Raw genomic sequence first — 16,823 nt, 5'->3', positions numbered from 1 at the left:
ATCTGTTGCGTGCAGGGACATGCAGGAAATGATGTTTTATGGCATAGTGACCGCACTATGAAAGCACTCAAAAGCGCACTCGCCAAAACCGTTCTTGCTGACCCAAGAGCCAAGGTGCAGTTGCGTACCTACCTGGCCAACAAGAATTCGCGGCCGTCGCTTTCTTCCTCCATCACGACAGGCGCAGTAATCAATCTGGATTCCGCGCAAGAAGGTAGCGTGCTGTACCAGCTTAAAGTCGTTCCTAAAGCCGCCTGAGCGGAACGATGAACGTAGCGCTGCCTGCCTTAATCGTTTTCCTGCTGCTGCTCCCCGGATTCATTGCCCGTTCGCGATTCAAGCGGGCGGAACGCGCTTCGCTGGATTTCTCCCCCTTCGGCCAGATTGTCACCGAGGCGGTGCTGTGGAGTTGTGTTTTCCATCTTTTGTGGCTGACCGCATCCGGCATGCTGTTCGGTCGGGCGTTGCAGCCGGCGGTGCTGTTGAAAATATTGTCGGCGGACCCAACGAGCCAGTCGCGGGCGGTGGATGCGATCGCCACGCAGTTTTCCTGGATATGCGCATATTTCCTGAGCCTGTATGCCGGCGCGCTGATCGTGCCGACCGGTTTCCGCATGTTGATAACCCGCTTCCGTCTTGACCGTTTCAATGCCGGCTGGTTTGCCCCATTGTTTCGCTTTCACCAGGCGCCCTGGTACTACCTGCTGACGGGCGCCGACTTCGACGAAGACAACCAGCCAGACTTTATCTCGGTGTCCGCCATCGTTAATGTGGCCGGGCAGGCGGTTCTGTTCATCGGCATCCTTGACGATTTTTTCGTCGATGCCGATGGTGGCCTGGATCGGCTGATCCTGCAGCAGGTGATGCGGCGCCCGTTGCTCGCCGATAAGCCATATGACCCGGCAGACGACGATCCGACGCGCTTTTACGGCGTCGAGGGAGATTATTTCGTGCTGCGCTATAGCGAAGCCATCACTTTGAATATCGAGTACATCAAGCTGGCGAAGGTGGAAACCGATGAGACAATTGATGAGTCGGACGACGGCGCGCAGGCAATCGATGCGGCCGCCGAGATCGCCGGCTAGGGATAAAACAGGCCCTAATCAGGCGCTTGTCGCAGCCAGCGAGCGTGGCCGCATATCGGTCCAGTTTGCCTCGATATAGGCACTGCAGGATTCGCGGTCGCTTGCAGCCAGCACAACTGTCCAGCCTGCAGGAGTGTCGATGAAGGTCGGCCACAGCGAATGCTGCCCTTCGTCATTGCGCAGTACCAGGAATTGGGCTTGCTTATCGTCAAACGGATGGCTCATCTTTATTCTCCTCAGGTTTTTCAATCGGATCAATGCGTTGATACTGTCACGCCGGCAGCGCGGCTAAGCTAATTCGGCGCCGGCTGCGACAGCGTAGCCGGTCCGCTGCAGCATCATGACCGCCTCAGTGATTTCATCGAGCGCATGATGACGCGCGAAATCGTCGCGCAGGGCCGCAGCGCGTTGACGATAGCGTGGTTCCCCCAGGACCTTGCGCACCGCATCGCCGATCTGGCGCGCGTTGGGCTGGCCGCTGCCGAGGTTGATACCGGCGCCCGACCAGGCTACGCGCGCTGCAATCTCAGGCTTTTCCTCGGTATTGCCGGCAACCACCAGCGGTATGCCGAGGCTCAAAGCGTGGTTGACCGAGCCATAGCCGCCGTTAGTGACCATCGCATGTACCTTGGGCAGCAATTGCGCATAGGGCAGGAACGGCAGCACCCGTGCATTCGCTGGTGTAGCTGCGGCCAGATCGGCGGGTACCGGGCCACCGGTGGTGGCGATGATCAGGATGTCCTTGGACGCTGCCAGCGCGCCCAAGGTGGGGACGATCAGCTGTTGTGGATTCTGATTGGCTAGAGTGCCTTGCGTGACCAGTACAACCGAACGGCCGTCATTCAGTTCGGGCCACCAGTCCGGCTCCTCAAAGCGAGTCCCGGTCGGCGCCAGCAGCGGGCCGACGAAGCGTACCGATGGCGGCAGATCGCTGCGCGGATACTCGAAGGAGGCGGTGGTTAGCTGCAGGTACAGGTCGGGCAGGGTGATCATGGCGTCGATGACAAAGGCCGGTAGCGGCGGATGTCCCGAACGCGCCAGCACACTGTCGAAGTAACGCTGGACTTCGCCAAACATGGCTTGTTTCAGGTTGCTGTTCATGGCCTGGTTGCGCAGGCGTCCCTCCGGCGTGGCGGATGGCGGCAGCGCGGTGCCGAAGAACGCCGTATCGCAACTCGACAAGGGCAATGCCGAGATGCCGATGGCGACAATTGGTGGGCGCGCCTTGCGCGGGCCGAGCAACAGCGGGATGGTGCCGCAGAACATGGTGTCGACCAGGATGGCATCGGCTGGGAAAGTCTGCAGGTTGGCATTGATTCCGGCCAGTTGCGGCATCATGGCATCGGCGAAGAAATGCTTGAGGCCGAAGCACAACTGCGCATGGCCGGAGTTCAGGCGGCGTTGTTCGGGAAAACGTTCTTCCATGCGCCGGTAATCGAAATCGATGGCGTGCTCGAACGCCACGAAAGTAGCGCCGGCGGCTTCGGCCTGTGCCTGGAACTGGCTCCCTGTATGCACCAGCACCTGATGTCCGAGCTGGCTCAGGTGCTGGGCGATGGCCAGCATCGGTGACACATGGCCGGGCATGGCGGTGGCGGCAATCAGGTAACGTGCCATGGCGCGGCTCCGGTTTGTGGGTTGGTAAAGAAGAGCAATGCTGTCTCCTAGATGCTGATTTCGAGCGGTGCACGCGCCTTCTTGATGCCGAGGTTGACGAAGTAGCGTTCCAGCAGATTGCGGTCGACCGGACGGATCGCCGCGCCCAGCGCCTCCAGTTGCGCATGCGTTGCCGCGCCGCAGACTTTCGGTGGCGTTGCCGACGCGTCGTAGCGATCCAGGATCGCTAACACCGCTGCCAGGTCGCGGTCCTGCGTGACCGCCAGGCGCTGATGGGCGCGTTGCAGCCAGCTTTCCAGGCCCAGCGGTTCCAGTGTCAGGCCAAGGCGCTCGAACACCGGCGGGATATCGCGCACCCGCAATGGCGCCTGACCCATCAGGTGGTACACCTGGCCTTGTGCCGCGCGCTGGCCTGCAAGGCCGAGGATGGCGCGGGCAACATCGTCGACCGGGGTCAGGTTGAGTGGCAGGTCCATGTCCGGGATTGCTTCCAGTTCGGCGTATAGATGCGCCACGCGCCAGATCAGGTCAACGGCGTTGCAGATCGCGTGCGTATGGTCGCCGGTCACCGCGCCAAGCCTGTAGATGGTCACCGGCAAACCGCGCGCTTGGGCCTCCCTGGCCAGCGCATCGCCGACCCATTTACTCTGGCTGTAACCGTCCAGCAGGCCATTCCAGGATGCCAACGGCGAACGTTCGGTTACCAGCCCGCAGCTGGTGCCGGGATCGATCACCGCTAGCGTGGAGATATAGTGCATGTTCTTCGGCCGCCCTTGTGCGCTCCAGTCGAGCAGGGTTACCACGCTATCGACATTGGCTGCCTTCAGGCTGGCGTACGGATGCAAGAAATCGACCTGCGCCGCGCAATGGTAGATGGCGTCGCAATCGTCGCGGATCGTCTGCGCCGCGTCCGCGCTGAGGCCAAGTTGCGGTGCGCCGAGGTCGCCAGCCATTACCTCAATCCGGCTGTCGTCCCAGATCGATCCTAGCTGGCGTTCGGCCAGCGTACGCTGCAGGCGAACGCGGGCTGCTTGCGCATTGTCGGCGCGCACGTGGCAGATCACGCTGGCGGCGGTGTTGCGCAGCAGGGCTGCCAGCAGATGGCTGCCGACAAAGCCGCTGGCGCCGGTCAGGAACACCCGCTTTGGTTGTAGGGAAGGTTGCTGGCCAGCGCTGCGGATGTGCGCCGGTAGGTGCAATTCACGCGCCAGGTCGAGTGTGGCGACAGCGCCGCCTGAGTGATCGATCAGGGCGGCCAGGGCAGAGATGGTCGGATGTGTGTAGATCCCGGCGTGCGGGAAATCGGCGCGGATCTGTTCGCGGATACGCATGCCAAGTTGGATTGCCAGCAGCGAATGTCCGCCCAGTTCGAAGAAGTTGTCGTGGATGCCGACGCGCTCCAGATGCAGAGTATCGGCCCATAGCTGGGCAAGTATCTTTTCAGTTGGTGTGCGTGGCGCGGCATAGGGCGTGGCGGCTTGCCGTTCCGGTGCCGGCAGGGCCTTGCGGTCCAGTTTTCCGCTTGGGCTTAACGGCAGGGCGGCCAGGTTGACGAAGGCCGACGGCACCATATAATCAGGCAGGATGTGCGCAGCGTGTTCGCGTAGTTCTGCCGGCTGCGGATCGTTGCCGGAAGTGGCGACCAGATATGCCACCAGGCGCTTTTCGCCCGGCACGTCTTCGCGTACCAGAACTGCGGCCTGCGCTACCTGCGGATGTTGCAGCAGCGCCGATTCGATCTCGCCCGGTTCGATGCGGAAGCCGCGAATCTTCACTTGCTGGTCGGCGCGTCCAAGGAAATCCAGGCTGCCGTCGGCGCGCCAACGGGCCAGGTCGCCGCTGCGGTACATGCGGCTGCCGGGTGCGCCGTAGGGATTGGCGACGAAGCGTTCGGCGCTCAGCACCGGGCGATTCAGGTAGCCGCGCGCCAACCCGGCTCCGGCGATATACAGTTCGCCGGTCACGCCGGCAGGTACAGGTTGCAGGTTGTGATCCAGCACGTACATCCGGGTATTCCAGACCGGCCGTCCGATTGAAGGCAGTTCGTCACCGCTCATGGGCGAACTTAAGCTGGCGCAGATGGTGATTTCAGTCGGGCCGTAGGCGTTGATCATGTAACGTCCTTGCGACCATTGCGCCGCCAGCGCTGGCGGGCAGACATCGCCGCCGACCACCAGCGTGTGCAACTGCTTGAACTCACCAGCCGGTAAGGTTGCCAGGGCTGCCGGCGGATCAGCGCATGGCTGACTGCGTGGCGCGTCAGCACATCTGCGAGCTCTTCGCCGAGCGGTTGCTGTGCGGTCGGCACCACCAGCGCGGCGCCGGCCGCGAAGGCCATCATCTGATCCATGATCGAAGCATCGAAGCCGCAGGAGGAAAATTGCAGCACCCGTGAATGACCGTCAATGGCAAGCTGTTCGATCATGGCGGTGGCCAAGCTGGCGATGCCGGCATGGGTCACCACCACGCCTTTCGGCATGCCGGTAGAGCCAGAGGTGTAGATGATATAAGCCGCATCCTCGGCATGAAGCGCAGGGTTACAGCCCTGATTGGCGAGATCGTTCTCCGACTGTATTGCCAGCGCAGCTACCGTGATATCGGCGTCCAGCGCCAACCGGTGCGGAATATCGATTAATTGCGGCAGTAGCGCCATGTTGGTGATCACGCAAGCCGGTGCGGCCTCATAGAAGACAAACGGACTGCGTGCCGCCAGGTAGTTCGGATCGATCGGCAGGTAGGCGGCGCCAGCCTTGACGATGGCCAGATGTGTCAGCACCAGGTCGAGCGAACGCGGCAATACGGTGGCGACGATGGCGCCTGGGCCAACACCCTGAGTGCTTAGCAGGTGTGCCAAACGATTGGCGCGTGCGTTCAACTCGGCATAACTTACTGTGTCATCGTCGAGCACGATAGCGATCGCATCGGGGCGCGCCGATGCCTGGGTTTCCACCATGGTGGCGAAGCTGTGTAGCGGCAGGTCGCGCGTGCTGCCGCTCCATTCGACCAGCAGGCGGTGCCGTTCAGCGGCGCTCAGGATGTCGATGGCCGCGATGGGTTGATCCGGTGCGGCGCATGCCTCTTCCAGCAAGTGCAGCAAGCGTGCTGCGATGCTGTCGATCGTGCCACGTTCGAACAGATCGGTGCTGTACTGGATGCCGCCGCTGATTCCTCCCGGCAGGCCGTCAGCGTTGCGTTGTTCGCTCAAAATGAACGACAGATCGAATTTGGCGGTGTCGATGGCGACCGGCTGCGGCGTGACCGACAGGCCGGGCATGCTGAACGCCAGCCGGCTGCTGTTCTGGAAGCCGAGCATTACCTGGAATAGCGGATGGCTGGCGCGCGAGCGATCCGGTCGCAACATGTCGACCAGGCGGTCGAACGGCATTTCCTGGTTCGCATAAGCCGCCAGGTTGGTTGTCCGCACGCGCTCGATCAGATCGCGCAGGCTGGGCTGGCCCGAGGTGTCGGTGCGCAGTACGAGTGTGTTGACGAAGCAGCCGATCAGTTCATCCAATGCGTGATCGCTGCGGCCCGCCACTGGGCTACCGATGGCGATGTCGTGGCCGGCGCCGAGGCGGCTTAACAGGCCGGCGAGGGCGGCCTGCAGCACCATGAAGACGCTGGCTTGGCCATCGCGCGCGAGTTGTAGCAAGCGCTCGTGCAGTTGTGCGCCGATCTGCAGCGGCACCACATCGCCGCGATGACTTGGTGCCGAAGGGCGCGGATGATCGGTCGGTAGAGCCAGTTGTTCCGGCAGATCACGCAATGCCTCGCGCCAGAAATCGCGCTGACGGCCGATCAGGCTGTCCGGATTATCTTCGCTACCAAGCAGTTCGTGCTGCCACAGCGCATAGTCGGCATATTGCAGCGGCAGCGGCGCCCAGCCGGGCGAAATGCCTCGGCAGCGGGCGGCGTAAGCGACGCTGAGGTCGCGCCCCAGCGGCAGCAGCGATGCGCCGTCGCCGGCGATATGGTGGGTCAGCAACAGCAGCACATGCTCATCGGCGTCCAGGCGGAACAGATAGACACGCAATGGCGGCGTATTGCTGAGTTCGAAACCATAGCCGGCCGCGGCATGCAGCATGGCCGGCAATGTTTCTTCGGTGGCGTCGACTTCAATGAATGGCGGGTGCGCGGCGGCATCGTGCGTGGCGTCGAGAATTTGTTGATAAGGCACACCGGCATGATTCGGATAGATTGTGCGCAGGCTTTCGTGGCGTTGCGCCAGATCGCCGAGGGCGGCTTGTAGTGCATGACGATTCAGACTGCCAGCCAGGCGCAAGGCGAGCGGCATATTGTAGGCCGGGTTTGAGCCTTCCAGCTGATTCATCAGCCATAGCCGGCGCTGGGCAAACGACAGCGGAATTCGCTGCGGCCGAGGCATCGGCGACAGGATTGGACGCGCTACCGACTCTTGATCCAGCCGCTCCGCCAGGCCGGCGATGGTCGATACCTGGAACAGCGTATCCAATGGCAGGTCGATCATGAATTGCTGGCGGATCATCGAGATCAGTTGCACGATCAGCAGCGAATGTCCGCCCAGTTCGAAGAAGTTGTCGTGGATGCCGACGCGCTCCAGATGCAGAGTATCGGCCCATAGCTGGGCAAGTATCTTTTCAGTTGGTGTGCGTGGCGCGGCATAGGGCGTGGCGGCTTGCCGTTCCGGTGCCGGCAGGGCCTTGCGGTCCAGTTTTCCGCTTGGGCTTAACGGCAGGGCGGGCAGGTTGACGAAGGCCGACGGCACCATGTAATCAGGCAGGATGTGCGCAGCGTGTTCGCGTAGTTCTGCCGGCTGCGGATCGTTGCCGGAAGTGGCGACCAGATATGCCACCAGGCGCTTTTCGCCCGGCACATCTTCGCGTACCACAACTGCGGCCTGCGCTACCTGCGGATGTTGCAGCAGCGCCGATTCGATCTCGCCTGGTTCGATACGGAAGCCGCGAATCTTCACTTGCTGGTCGGCGCGGCCGAGGAAATCAAGGCAGCCATCGGCGCGCCAGCGGGCCAGGTCGCCGCTGCGGTACATGCGGCTGCCGGGTGCGCCGTAGGGATTGGCGACGAAGCGTTCGGCGCTCAGCACCGGGCGATTCAGGTAGCCGCGTGCCAACCCGGCGCCGGCGATATACAGTTCGCCGGTCACGCCAGCAGGCACCGGTTGCAAGCCGCTGTCGAGCACGTACATCTGGGTGTTCCAGATCGGGAAGCCGATCGGCACGCGTTCGGGATTGCGTTCGTTGGCTGCGGCGGCAAGGCAATCCCAGTAAGTGACGTCGACAGCGGCTTCGGTCGGGCCATACAGATTATGGAGTTCGCAGCCGAGGCGCTGCTGGAATTGCGCCTGCAGCGCTGGCGCGAGGGCTTCGCCGCTGCAGATCACGCGTCGCAGCGAACTGCAGGCGGAGGTATTTGGTTCCAGCAGGAACACTTCCAGCATTGACGGCACGAAATGAATGGTCGTGATGCGTTCCGCCGCGATCAGGCCGACCAGGTGGGCGGCGTCCTTGTGGCCACCGGGTTTGGCCAGCACCAATGTGGCGCCGTCGATCAGGGGCCAGAAAAACTCCCATACCGAGACGTCGAAACTGGATGGTGTCTTTTGCAACACCCTATCGTCGGCCTGCAAACAGTAAGTCGCTTGCATCCAGCGCAGGCGATTGATGATGGCGCGATGCGACACCACCACGCCCTTCGGCTTGCCGGTCGAACCGGAGGTGTAGATCACGTAGGCTGGATGCAGGGGCGTCAACGCTGCGCTGCGCTCATGGTCTTGCAGATTGGTGTCGGCATAGGCGTCGATTGCGGCTGCTGTCTGCGGGAGGTCGAGCAGTAATTGTGGGACGTTGGCAGGCAGCGTAGGCGCCAGGGCGTTGGTGGTGAGCAGACAGACCGGTTGCGCATCGCCCAGCATGAACGTGATCCGGTCTTGCGGATAATCGGGGTCGACCGGCAGGTAGGCCGCGCCGGTTTTCAGGATTGCCAGCAACGCTACCACCAGTTCCAGCGAGCGCGGCACGGCAATTGCGACGATCTGCTCGGGACCAGCGCCGTGTGTGCGTAGCAGGCGCGCCAGCTGGTTCGCGCGTTGATTCAAATCGGTGTAGCTCAGGAGACTGCCGTCGAAGCGCAATGCCTCGGCATCCTGACTGTGGGCTGCCTGTGCTTCGATGAGTGCCGCCAAATTGGTGTCGTCCATCGGATGTGCGGTATCGTTCCAGCCATCCAGCAATTGTTTGCGCTCGGCGCTGTCCAGCAAGTCTATGTGTCCGATGCGCTGCTGTGGCTGCTCGATGATCGCCGCGAATACCCGCAGCAGGCGGCGCTGGTGACCGGCCAGCACCTCGGCGCTGTAGAGCGCCGGATTGGCGTCGAAATCGATCTGCAAGTCCTGGCCGTTGCCGCGCTCGTAAAAAAAGATGCCGAGATCTTCGGCAGTGCCGTTGGACAGATTGCGCGGCTTGGCGGCGTGACCGCCAAAGCGGAAATCGTAATCGAATGGTTCGATGTTGACCACGGTGGTGAACAGTTGCTGGTTGTTGCCCAGGATGTTCAGGTCGTTGCGCAGGTTTTCATAGCGATAGGATTGATGTCGCAACAGTTGCCGCATCTGCCGTCCGATTTCGCGAACCAGTTCATCAACCCGCAGTTCGGCATGCATTGCCAGGCGCACTGGCAGCGCGTTTGCCACCATGGCAGGCACCCGCCGCATGCGTTCGTTGTGACGGGCAGTCACCGGGATGCCGATCACCATATCTTCGGCACCGGTGGCGCGGTACAGGTACGCCGATGTCGCTGCAATCAATATCTGCGGCAAGGTTGCGCCCAGTTCGCGCGCGATGTCATGCAATGCACTGACGCTGGCCGCTGGCAAATACACGGTCTGGCGCAGCAGGCCGCCAACGTTGACTGAACGCTGGCTGGCCAGGCTCAACGGATCCGGCGTGTCGCTGAAATGCTCCGTCCAGTATTGCCGGTCGCGAGGAAAGCGGCCGGATTCGCAATACGCGGCATCTTCCAGCGCGAGTTGTGCAATCGGCGCGAAGGCAGTGTCTTCTGAAGCTTGTGTGTTGTTGATCAAGGCACTGTAGACATCGGCCAGGCGGCGCGCAATCAAGCCGCCGCCGAAACCGTCCAGCACGATGTGGTGGCAGCGGTGATACCAGATGAAACGGGCAGGGGCGATGCGGATCAACGCGCACAACCACAACTGGCCATGCGTGAGGTCGACATTGCGGCTGAAATCTGCGCGCATCCAGGCGTCGGCGGCTGCCGCGGGATCGTTCTCGGCACTGAAGTCGAGGTAAGGCAGCAACCCGGTAAAGATGGGGGCAACAATCTGTCGTGGACCGTCTTCGGTTTCCACAAAATGCAGGCGCGCGGCCTCGGCCTCGTTTGCCACCGTTTGCAGTGCCGCGAGGAAGGCCGCCGGATTGATCTTGCCGTCAATATCAACTGCTTCGGCAAGGTTGAAATTGGTGTCTGGCGACGCGAATTTCGCGCCCAGCCACATGGCCAGCTGTCCGGAGGTCAGTGGTATGGCGATAGGGTGGTCGACGGTATGCAAGCGCTTCTCCATATCAAGAGTGGAAACTGCAATGGGCTGGCTGCGCGCGGGATGAATGCATGGCTCACCCTCTGATGGAGCGGATTGTTGATTGTCGCGGCGTACTGCCTGTTGCATTGCAGAATCTACCGCCAAGGTCGACGGATTTGTTGCGTTGCAATGATCGAGGGCGACGTGTTGATGTCCAATCAAATATTCCCGTTGGGAAATAAATATATCTGTTCGCTTTTTGCTTCGCTAGCTATAAGAAGTGACAGGTGGCTAAAGATCGAAATTGGTGATAAAAGGCCTTGCCGGGACAGTTAAGATGCCGGCTTATGTTGGCTTTTTTCTATGATTGTGATGCGCTGCAGCGTAGGAAACTATGCGATTCGCTTATTGCGGCGAACGTGCGGCCGTTGGCCGCAGTTGCTATGAGGAGGGGGAGTTAGGGCAGCGGGAAAACCAGGCAGGTGGTAGTGCCATGCGCATAGATTTTGCCGTCAGCATCGACGATCTCCGCTTCCGCCACGCCAACCCGGCCGCCGACCTGGATCACCTTGCCGATAGCACGCACAGGGCCGGTCTTGTCGGTGAGTGCGCGTATCAGATTGACCTTTAATTCGAGCGTGGTGTAGCCGCTGCCTCTGGGCAGTGTCGATTGCACCGCGCAACCGAGTGCCGAATCGAGCAAGGTGCAGAAATAGCCGCCATGAACGCTGCCGATCGGATTGTAATGCTGCATGCCAGGCGTCCCCTGGAAAACAATGCGGCCCGGTTCTGCCTCAATCAGCGTGAAATCCAGTGTTTGCGCGATGGGTGGGGGCGGCAATTCACCATCAAGTATGCGTTGCAAAAATTCGATGCCGCTGCATTGCTTCAGTTGTTCCAGCGTTGAGACGCCGGGGGCGGTCAGTTTGGCGCGGACGGCAGCTTCCTGAGCCAGCCATTGCGCCTGTGTTTCTTCACGAGTTGGCATTCTTTCTCCTGTTTTTATATTACCGGCGAGCCGGGCCGCATCATTATGCCTTGCCGGTACCGCCTGACGTTTGCGAAGGTCGCATTTCAATACCAGCCGGAATGGCTAAATGTTGTGCCAAACAAACATTGTGCGGATATGTGGAGTATTCATCGTCTTTCATATTTTCCCTATGGCGCAGGGTTTTCAGGTCAGGTAACAGTGTTGTTTTCCGCTGATTCTCGACAAATGTAATCAATTGTATCCAGGAAATTATCTGTGTACTATTAAGACAACAAAAGAGCACGACCGTGCGTTTATATAAGGAGATGTGGTTATGAAATCGCTACGCCGAATCGCAGTTGCTTCTGTCTTTTTTTGTTGTTTCACAATGGGGCCGGCCCAAGGTGTGTTGCCGAGCCTGTTCGGCAGCGCTGCTGCCGCAACCTACGCCCAGACCAAATATCCGATTGTGTTGGTACATGGCCTCAGTGGCACGTCCAAGTACTTCGGCGTAATCGACTACTGGTGGCAAATCCCAAACGACCTGCGCGCCAATGGCGCCACGGTTTATGTCGCAGATGTCGCGGCATTCAACAGCGACGAACAGCGTGGTGAAGAATTACTGAAGCAGATCAGCAGCGTGCTGGCCGCCACCGGCGCTACCAAAGTCAACCTGATTGCGCACAGCCAGGGCGGTACGACCTCGCGCTACGCCGCCGCAGTCAAGCCGCAATGGATCGCCTCCGTCACTACGATTGGCACGCCGCATGCCGGAACGCCGGTAGCCGATACCGTGGCGATGACGCCGCAGGCATTGAAGAATCTGCTGGCGGATGGCACGTCGGTGCTGGGATCGTTGCTGAGTTTGTTTGTCGGCAATCCGCAGCCGCAAGATCCGCTGGCGGCACTGAACGGCTTGACCACGGCTGGCGCGGCCGATTTCAACCGGCGTTATCCAAGTGCCGGTGTACCTGCCAGCTGCAGCAGCAAGAGTGGCGCCGTATCCGAAGTCCGTAACGGCAACACGCAGTTGCTGTACTCGTGGACCGGCAACCAGGCTGGGACCAACCTGCTGGATGTGACCGATCCGATCATGGTGCTCGGCAGCGTCATCATCAAGACATCCGGTGCCGGCGATAACGATGGCTTGGTGCCGGTTTGCAGCGCACGTTTCGGGCGCGAACTGGGCGTCTATGGCTGGAACCATCTGGATGAAGTCAACCAGTTGTTCGGCCTGCGCGGCCTGTTCAGCGCCGATCCGGTGGTGACTATCCGGACCCAGGCCAATCGCCTTAAGACGGCCGGTCTGTAGGAGCCGCAAAATGCGAACCAGACACTGGCTGGGACTGGCGCTGATTGTTGTCGGCATCGGTTTGCTTGCTTATGCGCTGGGCTGGTTCCGCTGGGCGGAACCAGCGTCAACCGGCACCCAGGCCGGCTCTGCGACTGGCGGCGACACACGTTTTGGCCCGGTCAATGGAGTGATGCTGCATCGGCAAGCACAACGGCGATGGCCGATACCAGTCCGCCCGACGGATTGCAAGTCGGCGCGGACCAGCATTTGCGTATCAACCGTGCCTTGCGCGACGTGTTCGATTACTACCTGCTGGGCGGTTTGCCCGGAACCAGGGCAGAGCATATGGCGCAACTGCTGGCGCATCTGAAAGGTGGCCTGCCGTCGCTCGCGTATGCCGACGCGGAACGGATTGCCCATTCCTATCTGTCTTATCTGACGGCGCACGATGCGTTGCTGGAGCGCCAGACGATGCCTGTGGTCACGGCTGACAGCAAGATGGCCACGCCGGATGTCGAACGATTGGCCGCCTGGCTGGCGCAGTTGTCGCGGCTGCGTCAGGACACGCTCGGGATCGAAGTCGCAAAGGTCTGGTTTGGCGATGAGGAGGTCGAGTCACAACGGATGCTGGAGGCATTGCGTGGTGGCGCCAGGACCGCACTTGGCAGTGGCGCCGACGATCCCCGTCAAAAAGATTTTGATCGCTTGCGGATGCTGCGTCAGCAAGGCGCCAGCCAGAAAGAGCAGCATGACATGATGGCGCGGCAGTTCGGCGCGGCAGCCGCGCAGCGCTTCGATCAGCTGGAGCAAGAAGAGCAGGCCTGGCAGGTTCGTTACGCGCAATATCGCCAGGCCGCCGACCAGATCCGCCAGCAGGTTGGCACTGCCGAAGCAGATCGCGACCGACAAATAGCCGCCTTGCGCTCGCAGACTTTTGCCAGCGATGCCGAACGTATGAGGGCGGCGGGGTTGGACCGGCAGTGAAGTGAGTTCGAGGCCGACGCCGGGGTCGGCCGTTTTATAATGTGCAACTCGGTTGCAAATGTGTTGCAAGCAATGCCTGTTCGCGATTACACTCGCAGTCTGGATCCAGCATCGGATTCCTGTTCCCAGACTCAACCCAGGCACTCATCGCAATGTACTGTCAATCAACCGGACGACTCCATTTGCCTTCGCGCTTAGCGTGCGGGGCGGATGCGCCTGTCGTATGGCGTGACGATTGCATCCGTTGCGGCGTGGCAGGTGTCGCATGCGGCTGATCATCGAAGATCATTTCACTGCTCGCCGCCGCCGCAAGTTGCGCTGGCAGCAGTTGGCGCTGTGGCTGGCGTTAACGATCCTGGTGATCCAGCTGATCGGGATGGCTTTCCATAATCACAGCTTGGCTGAGCAGTCGTCCGATTGCATCAGCTGTGATTTGGCCGCTGATTTCCCCGCCCCAGTGCCGACTGTGCCGGTGCCGGTACTGACGCCGGTGCTAGTGTTTGCCTACCATGCTGCCGTCGAGCTGGTGTATGCCTTTGTGCCGGCGCCGCATAATTACCTGACCCCTCATTCCCAAGCTCCTCCCGCCACCGCCGCTGTTTGACGTTTTATTTGGCGTTTTATCTTTCATGTCGACCCGGGACAGCCAAGAGGCTGTCTGTTTCCCATCCCTGATTGCACCTGCGGATACCGCAGCGCGACCAGGGAAGGGCGGTTGTGTTGTTGGTCCTATCGGAGTTTGAGAATGAAAACACGCTTGTTGCGGCTGAGCGCCTTGATTGCGCTCGCCTACGGCTTCGGCATCCCTGCTGCCTACGCGCAGTCTGCCTCAAAAGAAATCAGCGGCGCCATCCATGATGCGCAAGGCCGCCCATTGCAGGACGCTGTCGTTGCCCTGAAAGACGCCACCGGTAATGCCGTTGGCAGCACCAAAAGCGATCAGCAAGGGTACTTTGCCTTTAGCAATATCGCACCGGGCAGTTATGCCATCAGCGTAGACAAGGCCGCCTTCCAATCGGAAAGCGGCACGATAACGGTTGCCGACGAAGCCGGTGCGGCCGCCAACATCACGATGAAACCCACTGCCACCGGGAGTGTCTCCGCAAACGAGGCGGTCGTGGTGCGGGCAGATCGCCTGGATCGCGCACGCAACGGCATCCTGGTCGAAACCGGCAGTAGCATCTATCGAATCGGCCCCAAGGAGATCGCTGCCATGCCGCAAGGCGAAGACACCGCATTTAACGAAGTGCTGTTGCGCGCACCGGGCGTTGCGCAAGATTCTTTCGGCCAGTTGCATGTGCGCGGCGATCACGCCAACCTGCAGTACCGGCTGAACGGCATCATCCTGCCCGAGAGCATTTCCGGTTTCGGCCAGACACTGGATACCCGCTTTGTTGAAAACGTCAGCGTGCTCACCGGTGCGCTGCCGGCGCAGTATGGGTACCGTACTGCCGGCGTGGTGGATATCCATACCAAGACTGGCGAGCAGGTCGATGGCGGCGATATCGGCGTGCAGGTCGGCAGCAACAACACACGCCAGATCAGCGGTGATGTCAGCGGCAGCACCGACCGCTTCAGCTATTACATCAACGGCTCGTTCGAAGCCAACAATCTCGGCATCGAAAATCCGGTCGGCACATCGACGGCGTTGCACGACCGGACATTGCAAAACAAGGGTTTCGGTTACTTCTCCTACATGCTCGACGCAGACACCCGCGTCAGCCTGATCCTGGGAAATTCCGAAAGCCGTTTTCAGATACCAAACAGCCCCGGGCAGACGCCAGGCTTCCAGCTTGACGGCGTGAACAGTTACCCGTCAGCCGATATCAACGAACGTCAGACCGAGACTAATCGCTACGGCATTCTTGCCTTGCAAGGCAAGCTGGGCAGCGATATTGATTACCAGGTGGCGGCGTTCAGCCGTTATTCGAAAGTGCTGTTCGAGCCCGACCAGGTCGGCGATCTGTTGTATACCGGCGTCGCTTCGCGGGTGTTGCGTACTGGCCTGGCAAATGGTTTGCAGGCCGACGGCAGTTATCGCCTGAATGCCAATCACACTTTGCGCGCCGGTATCAATTACACGCAGGAGCGCTTGAAGAATAGTGACGATTCCCTGACGTTCCCGGCCGACGACAGTGGCGCGCAGTTGGCGACGCAACCGATCTCGCTTTCCGACAGTAGCCAGAAAACCACCAGTCAGGCCGGTATCTACCTGCAGGATGAATGGAAGCTGAGCGACAAGGTGACCCTCAACTACGGCGCCCGCGCCGATTGGGTTAATGCCTATGTCACCGCGAGCCAGTTCAGTCCGCGTATCGGCGTGGTCTATCAAATGACGCCGCAGACCACTTTCCATGCCGGTTACGCCAAGTACTTCACACCGCCAGCCAGCGAACTGATCGGCTCTAACACCATCGCCAGCTTCAACGGCACCACCAACGCATCCGCCAGTAGCCAGAACGATCCGGTGCGGGCCGAGAGTTCTGATTACTTCGACCTTGGCGTCAATCACCAGCTGACGCAGCACCTGACGCTGGGCCTCGATGGCTATTACAAGAAGGTCAAGAACATGCTGGACGAAGGACAGTTCGGCTCGGCCTTGCTGTATACCCCGTTCAACTACGCGCGGGGCAAGGTCTATGGCCTGGAGCTGACGCTGAACTATCGCAATGGCAATCTGGCGTCCTATCTGAACCTGGCGCGCTCGACAGCACTCGGCAAGAACATCGTGTCGAGCCAGTACAACTTCGGCCAGGATGAACTGAACTACATCGCCAACAACTGGGTGCACCTGGACCACGACCAGAGCATTACAGCATCAACCGGCGTCTCTTATCTGTGGCAGGGCACAACCTGGACCGCCGATGCACTGTTCGGTAGCGGCCTGCGCAGCGGCTTCGCCAATACTGATCATCTGCCGGCGTACACTGAAGTCAACCTCGGCGCCAATCATGTGTTCAGCGACAGCCCGATCGGCAAGGTCACCACGCGCTTGAGCGTGATCAACGTATTCGACAAGGTCTACGAGATCCGCGACGGTTCCGGCATCGGCGTCGGTGCGCCGCAGTATGGGCAGCGCCGCGGCTTCTATCTGTCCATGAGCAAGTCGTTCTAAGCGCAAGTGCACGGCCAGCAAGGCGGGAAGGGTGCTTCCCGCCTTTTTTTGCCCCCGGGTTTTGCGTATTTCCTCGCGGGCTTTCCGAATCTCTCGCTTCATCCAACGATATCCGTCGATATTTCAGCATACGGAATGTGCGTTTCATATTATGAAATATATAAATGCGAAGCAGCATTTACATATTTCATTCTCAGAAATTTTATTCCGTATCGCGAAAATTAAAA

General features: G+C 60.4%; 12 protein-coding genes. 6 read left to right on the top strand and 6 right to left on the bottom strand.

All coding sequences use genetic code 11. The features are described 5' to 3' along the window. Window positions 1–57 precede the first annotated feature (57 nt). A complete protein-coding gene (locus CAter10_RS13495) occupies window positions 58–258 on the top strand; it encodes a hypothetical protein (protein WP_061533807.1) in 201 nt (66 codons plus the stop codon). A gap of 8 nt (window positions 259–266) precedes the next feature. Beyond that, entirely contained in the window at window positions 267–1,085 is an 819-nt protein-coding gene (locus CAter10_RS13490) for a hypothetical protein (RefSeq protein WP_061533806.1), read from the top strand. 18 nt (window positions 1,086–1,103) lie between these two features. Here the strand turns inward: CAter10_RS13490 and CAter10_RS13485 are convergent, their stop codons facing one another. From CAter10_RS13485 to CAter10_RS23145, 6 genes are all read right to left on the bottom strand, one after another. After that, on the bottom strand, window positions 1,104–1,310 hold the full coding sequence (locus tag CAter10_RS13485) for an MbtH family protein (protein ID WP_061533805.1): 207 nt from the start codon (window positions 1,308–1,310) through the stop codon (window positions 1,104–1,106). Between the two features lie 63 nt (window positions 1,311–1,373). Beyond that, entirely contained in the window at window positions 1,374–2,702 is a 1,329-nt protein-coding gene (locus tag CAter10_RS13480; protein ID WP_061533804.1) for a glycosyltransferase, read from the bottom strand. A gap of 47 nt (window positions 2,703–2,749) precedes the next feature. Continuing rightward, complete coding sequence (locus CAter10_RS24085; protein ID WP_269465487.1) at window positions 2,750–4,888, bottom strand: thioester reductase domain-containing protein; 2,139 nt, start codon at window positions 4,886–4,888, stop codon at window positions 2,750–2,752. Continuing rightward, window positions 4,813–10,263 carry a non-ribosomal peptide synthetase gene (locus tag CAter10_RS13475; RefSeq protein WP_164840449.1) on the bottom strand — a complete coding sequence of 1,817 codons (5,451 nt, stop codon included), beginning with the start codon at window positions 10,261–10,263 and terminating at the stop codon, window positions 4,813–4,815. The genes CAter10_RS24085 and CAter10_RS13475 overlap by 76 nt, the downstream gene beginning before the upstream one ends. Window positions 10,264–10,690: 427 nt before the next feature. Next, the gene (locus CAter10_RS13470; RefSeq protein WP_061533803.1) at window positions 10,691–11,221 is read right to left on the bottom strand and encodes a PaaI family thioesterase; all 531 of its coding nucleotides are present in this window, start codon (window positions 11,219–11,221) and stop codon (window positions 10,691–10,693) included. Between the two features lie 43 nt (window positions 11,222–11,264). Further along, window positions 11,265–11,459, bottom strand: coding sequence for a hypothetical protein (locus CAter10_RS23145; RefSeq protein ID WP_205630265.1), 195 nt, complete (start codon window positions 11,457–11,459; stop codon window positions 11,265–11,267). A gap of 132 nt (window positions 11,460–11,591) precedes the next feature. Here CAter10_RS23145 and CAter10_RS13465 point away from each other — a divergent pair, with 132 nt between their 5' ends. From CAter10_RS13465 to CAter10_RS13450, 4 genes are all read left to right on the top strand, one after another. Next, window positions 11,592–12,515, top strand: coding sequence for a lipase family alpha/beta hydrolase (locus CAter10_RS13465; RefSeq protein ID WP_061533802.1), 924 nt, complete (start codon window positions 11,592–11,594; stop codon window positions 12,513–12,515). 198 nt (window positions 12,516–12,713) lie between these two features. Next, on the top strand, window positions 12,714–13,481 hold the full coding sequence (locus tag CAter10_RS13460) for a lipase secretion chaperone (RefSeq protein WP_061533801.1): 768 nt from the start codon (window positions 12,714–12,716) through the stop codon (window positions 13,479–13,481). A gap of 265 nt (window positions 13,482–13,746) precedes the next feature. Further along, a complete protein-coding gene (locus tag CAter10_RS13455; protein WP_061533800.1) occupies window positions 13,747–14,085 on the top strand; it encodes a hypothetical protein in 339 nt (112 codons plus the stop codon). 141 nt (window positions 14,086–14,226) lie between these two features. Next, window positions 14,227–16,596 (top strand): TonB-dependent receptor, encoded by a 2,370-nt coding sequence (locus tag CAter10_RS13450; protein ID WP_061533799.1) that lies wholly within the window; start codon window positions 14,227–14,229, stop codon window positions 16,594–16,596. Window positions 16,597–16,823: the final 227 nt, after the last annotated feature.

It is taken from the genome of Collimonas arenae (assembly GCF_001584165.1).
GTDB classification, from domain to species: domain Bacteria; phylum Pseudomonadota; class Gammaproteobacteria; order Burkholderiales; family Burkholderiaceae_D; genus Collimonas; species Collimonas arenae.
This window is presented reverse-complemented; position numbering and strand designations above follow the sequence as displayed.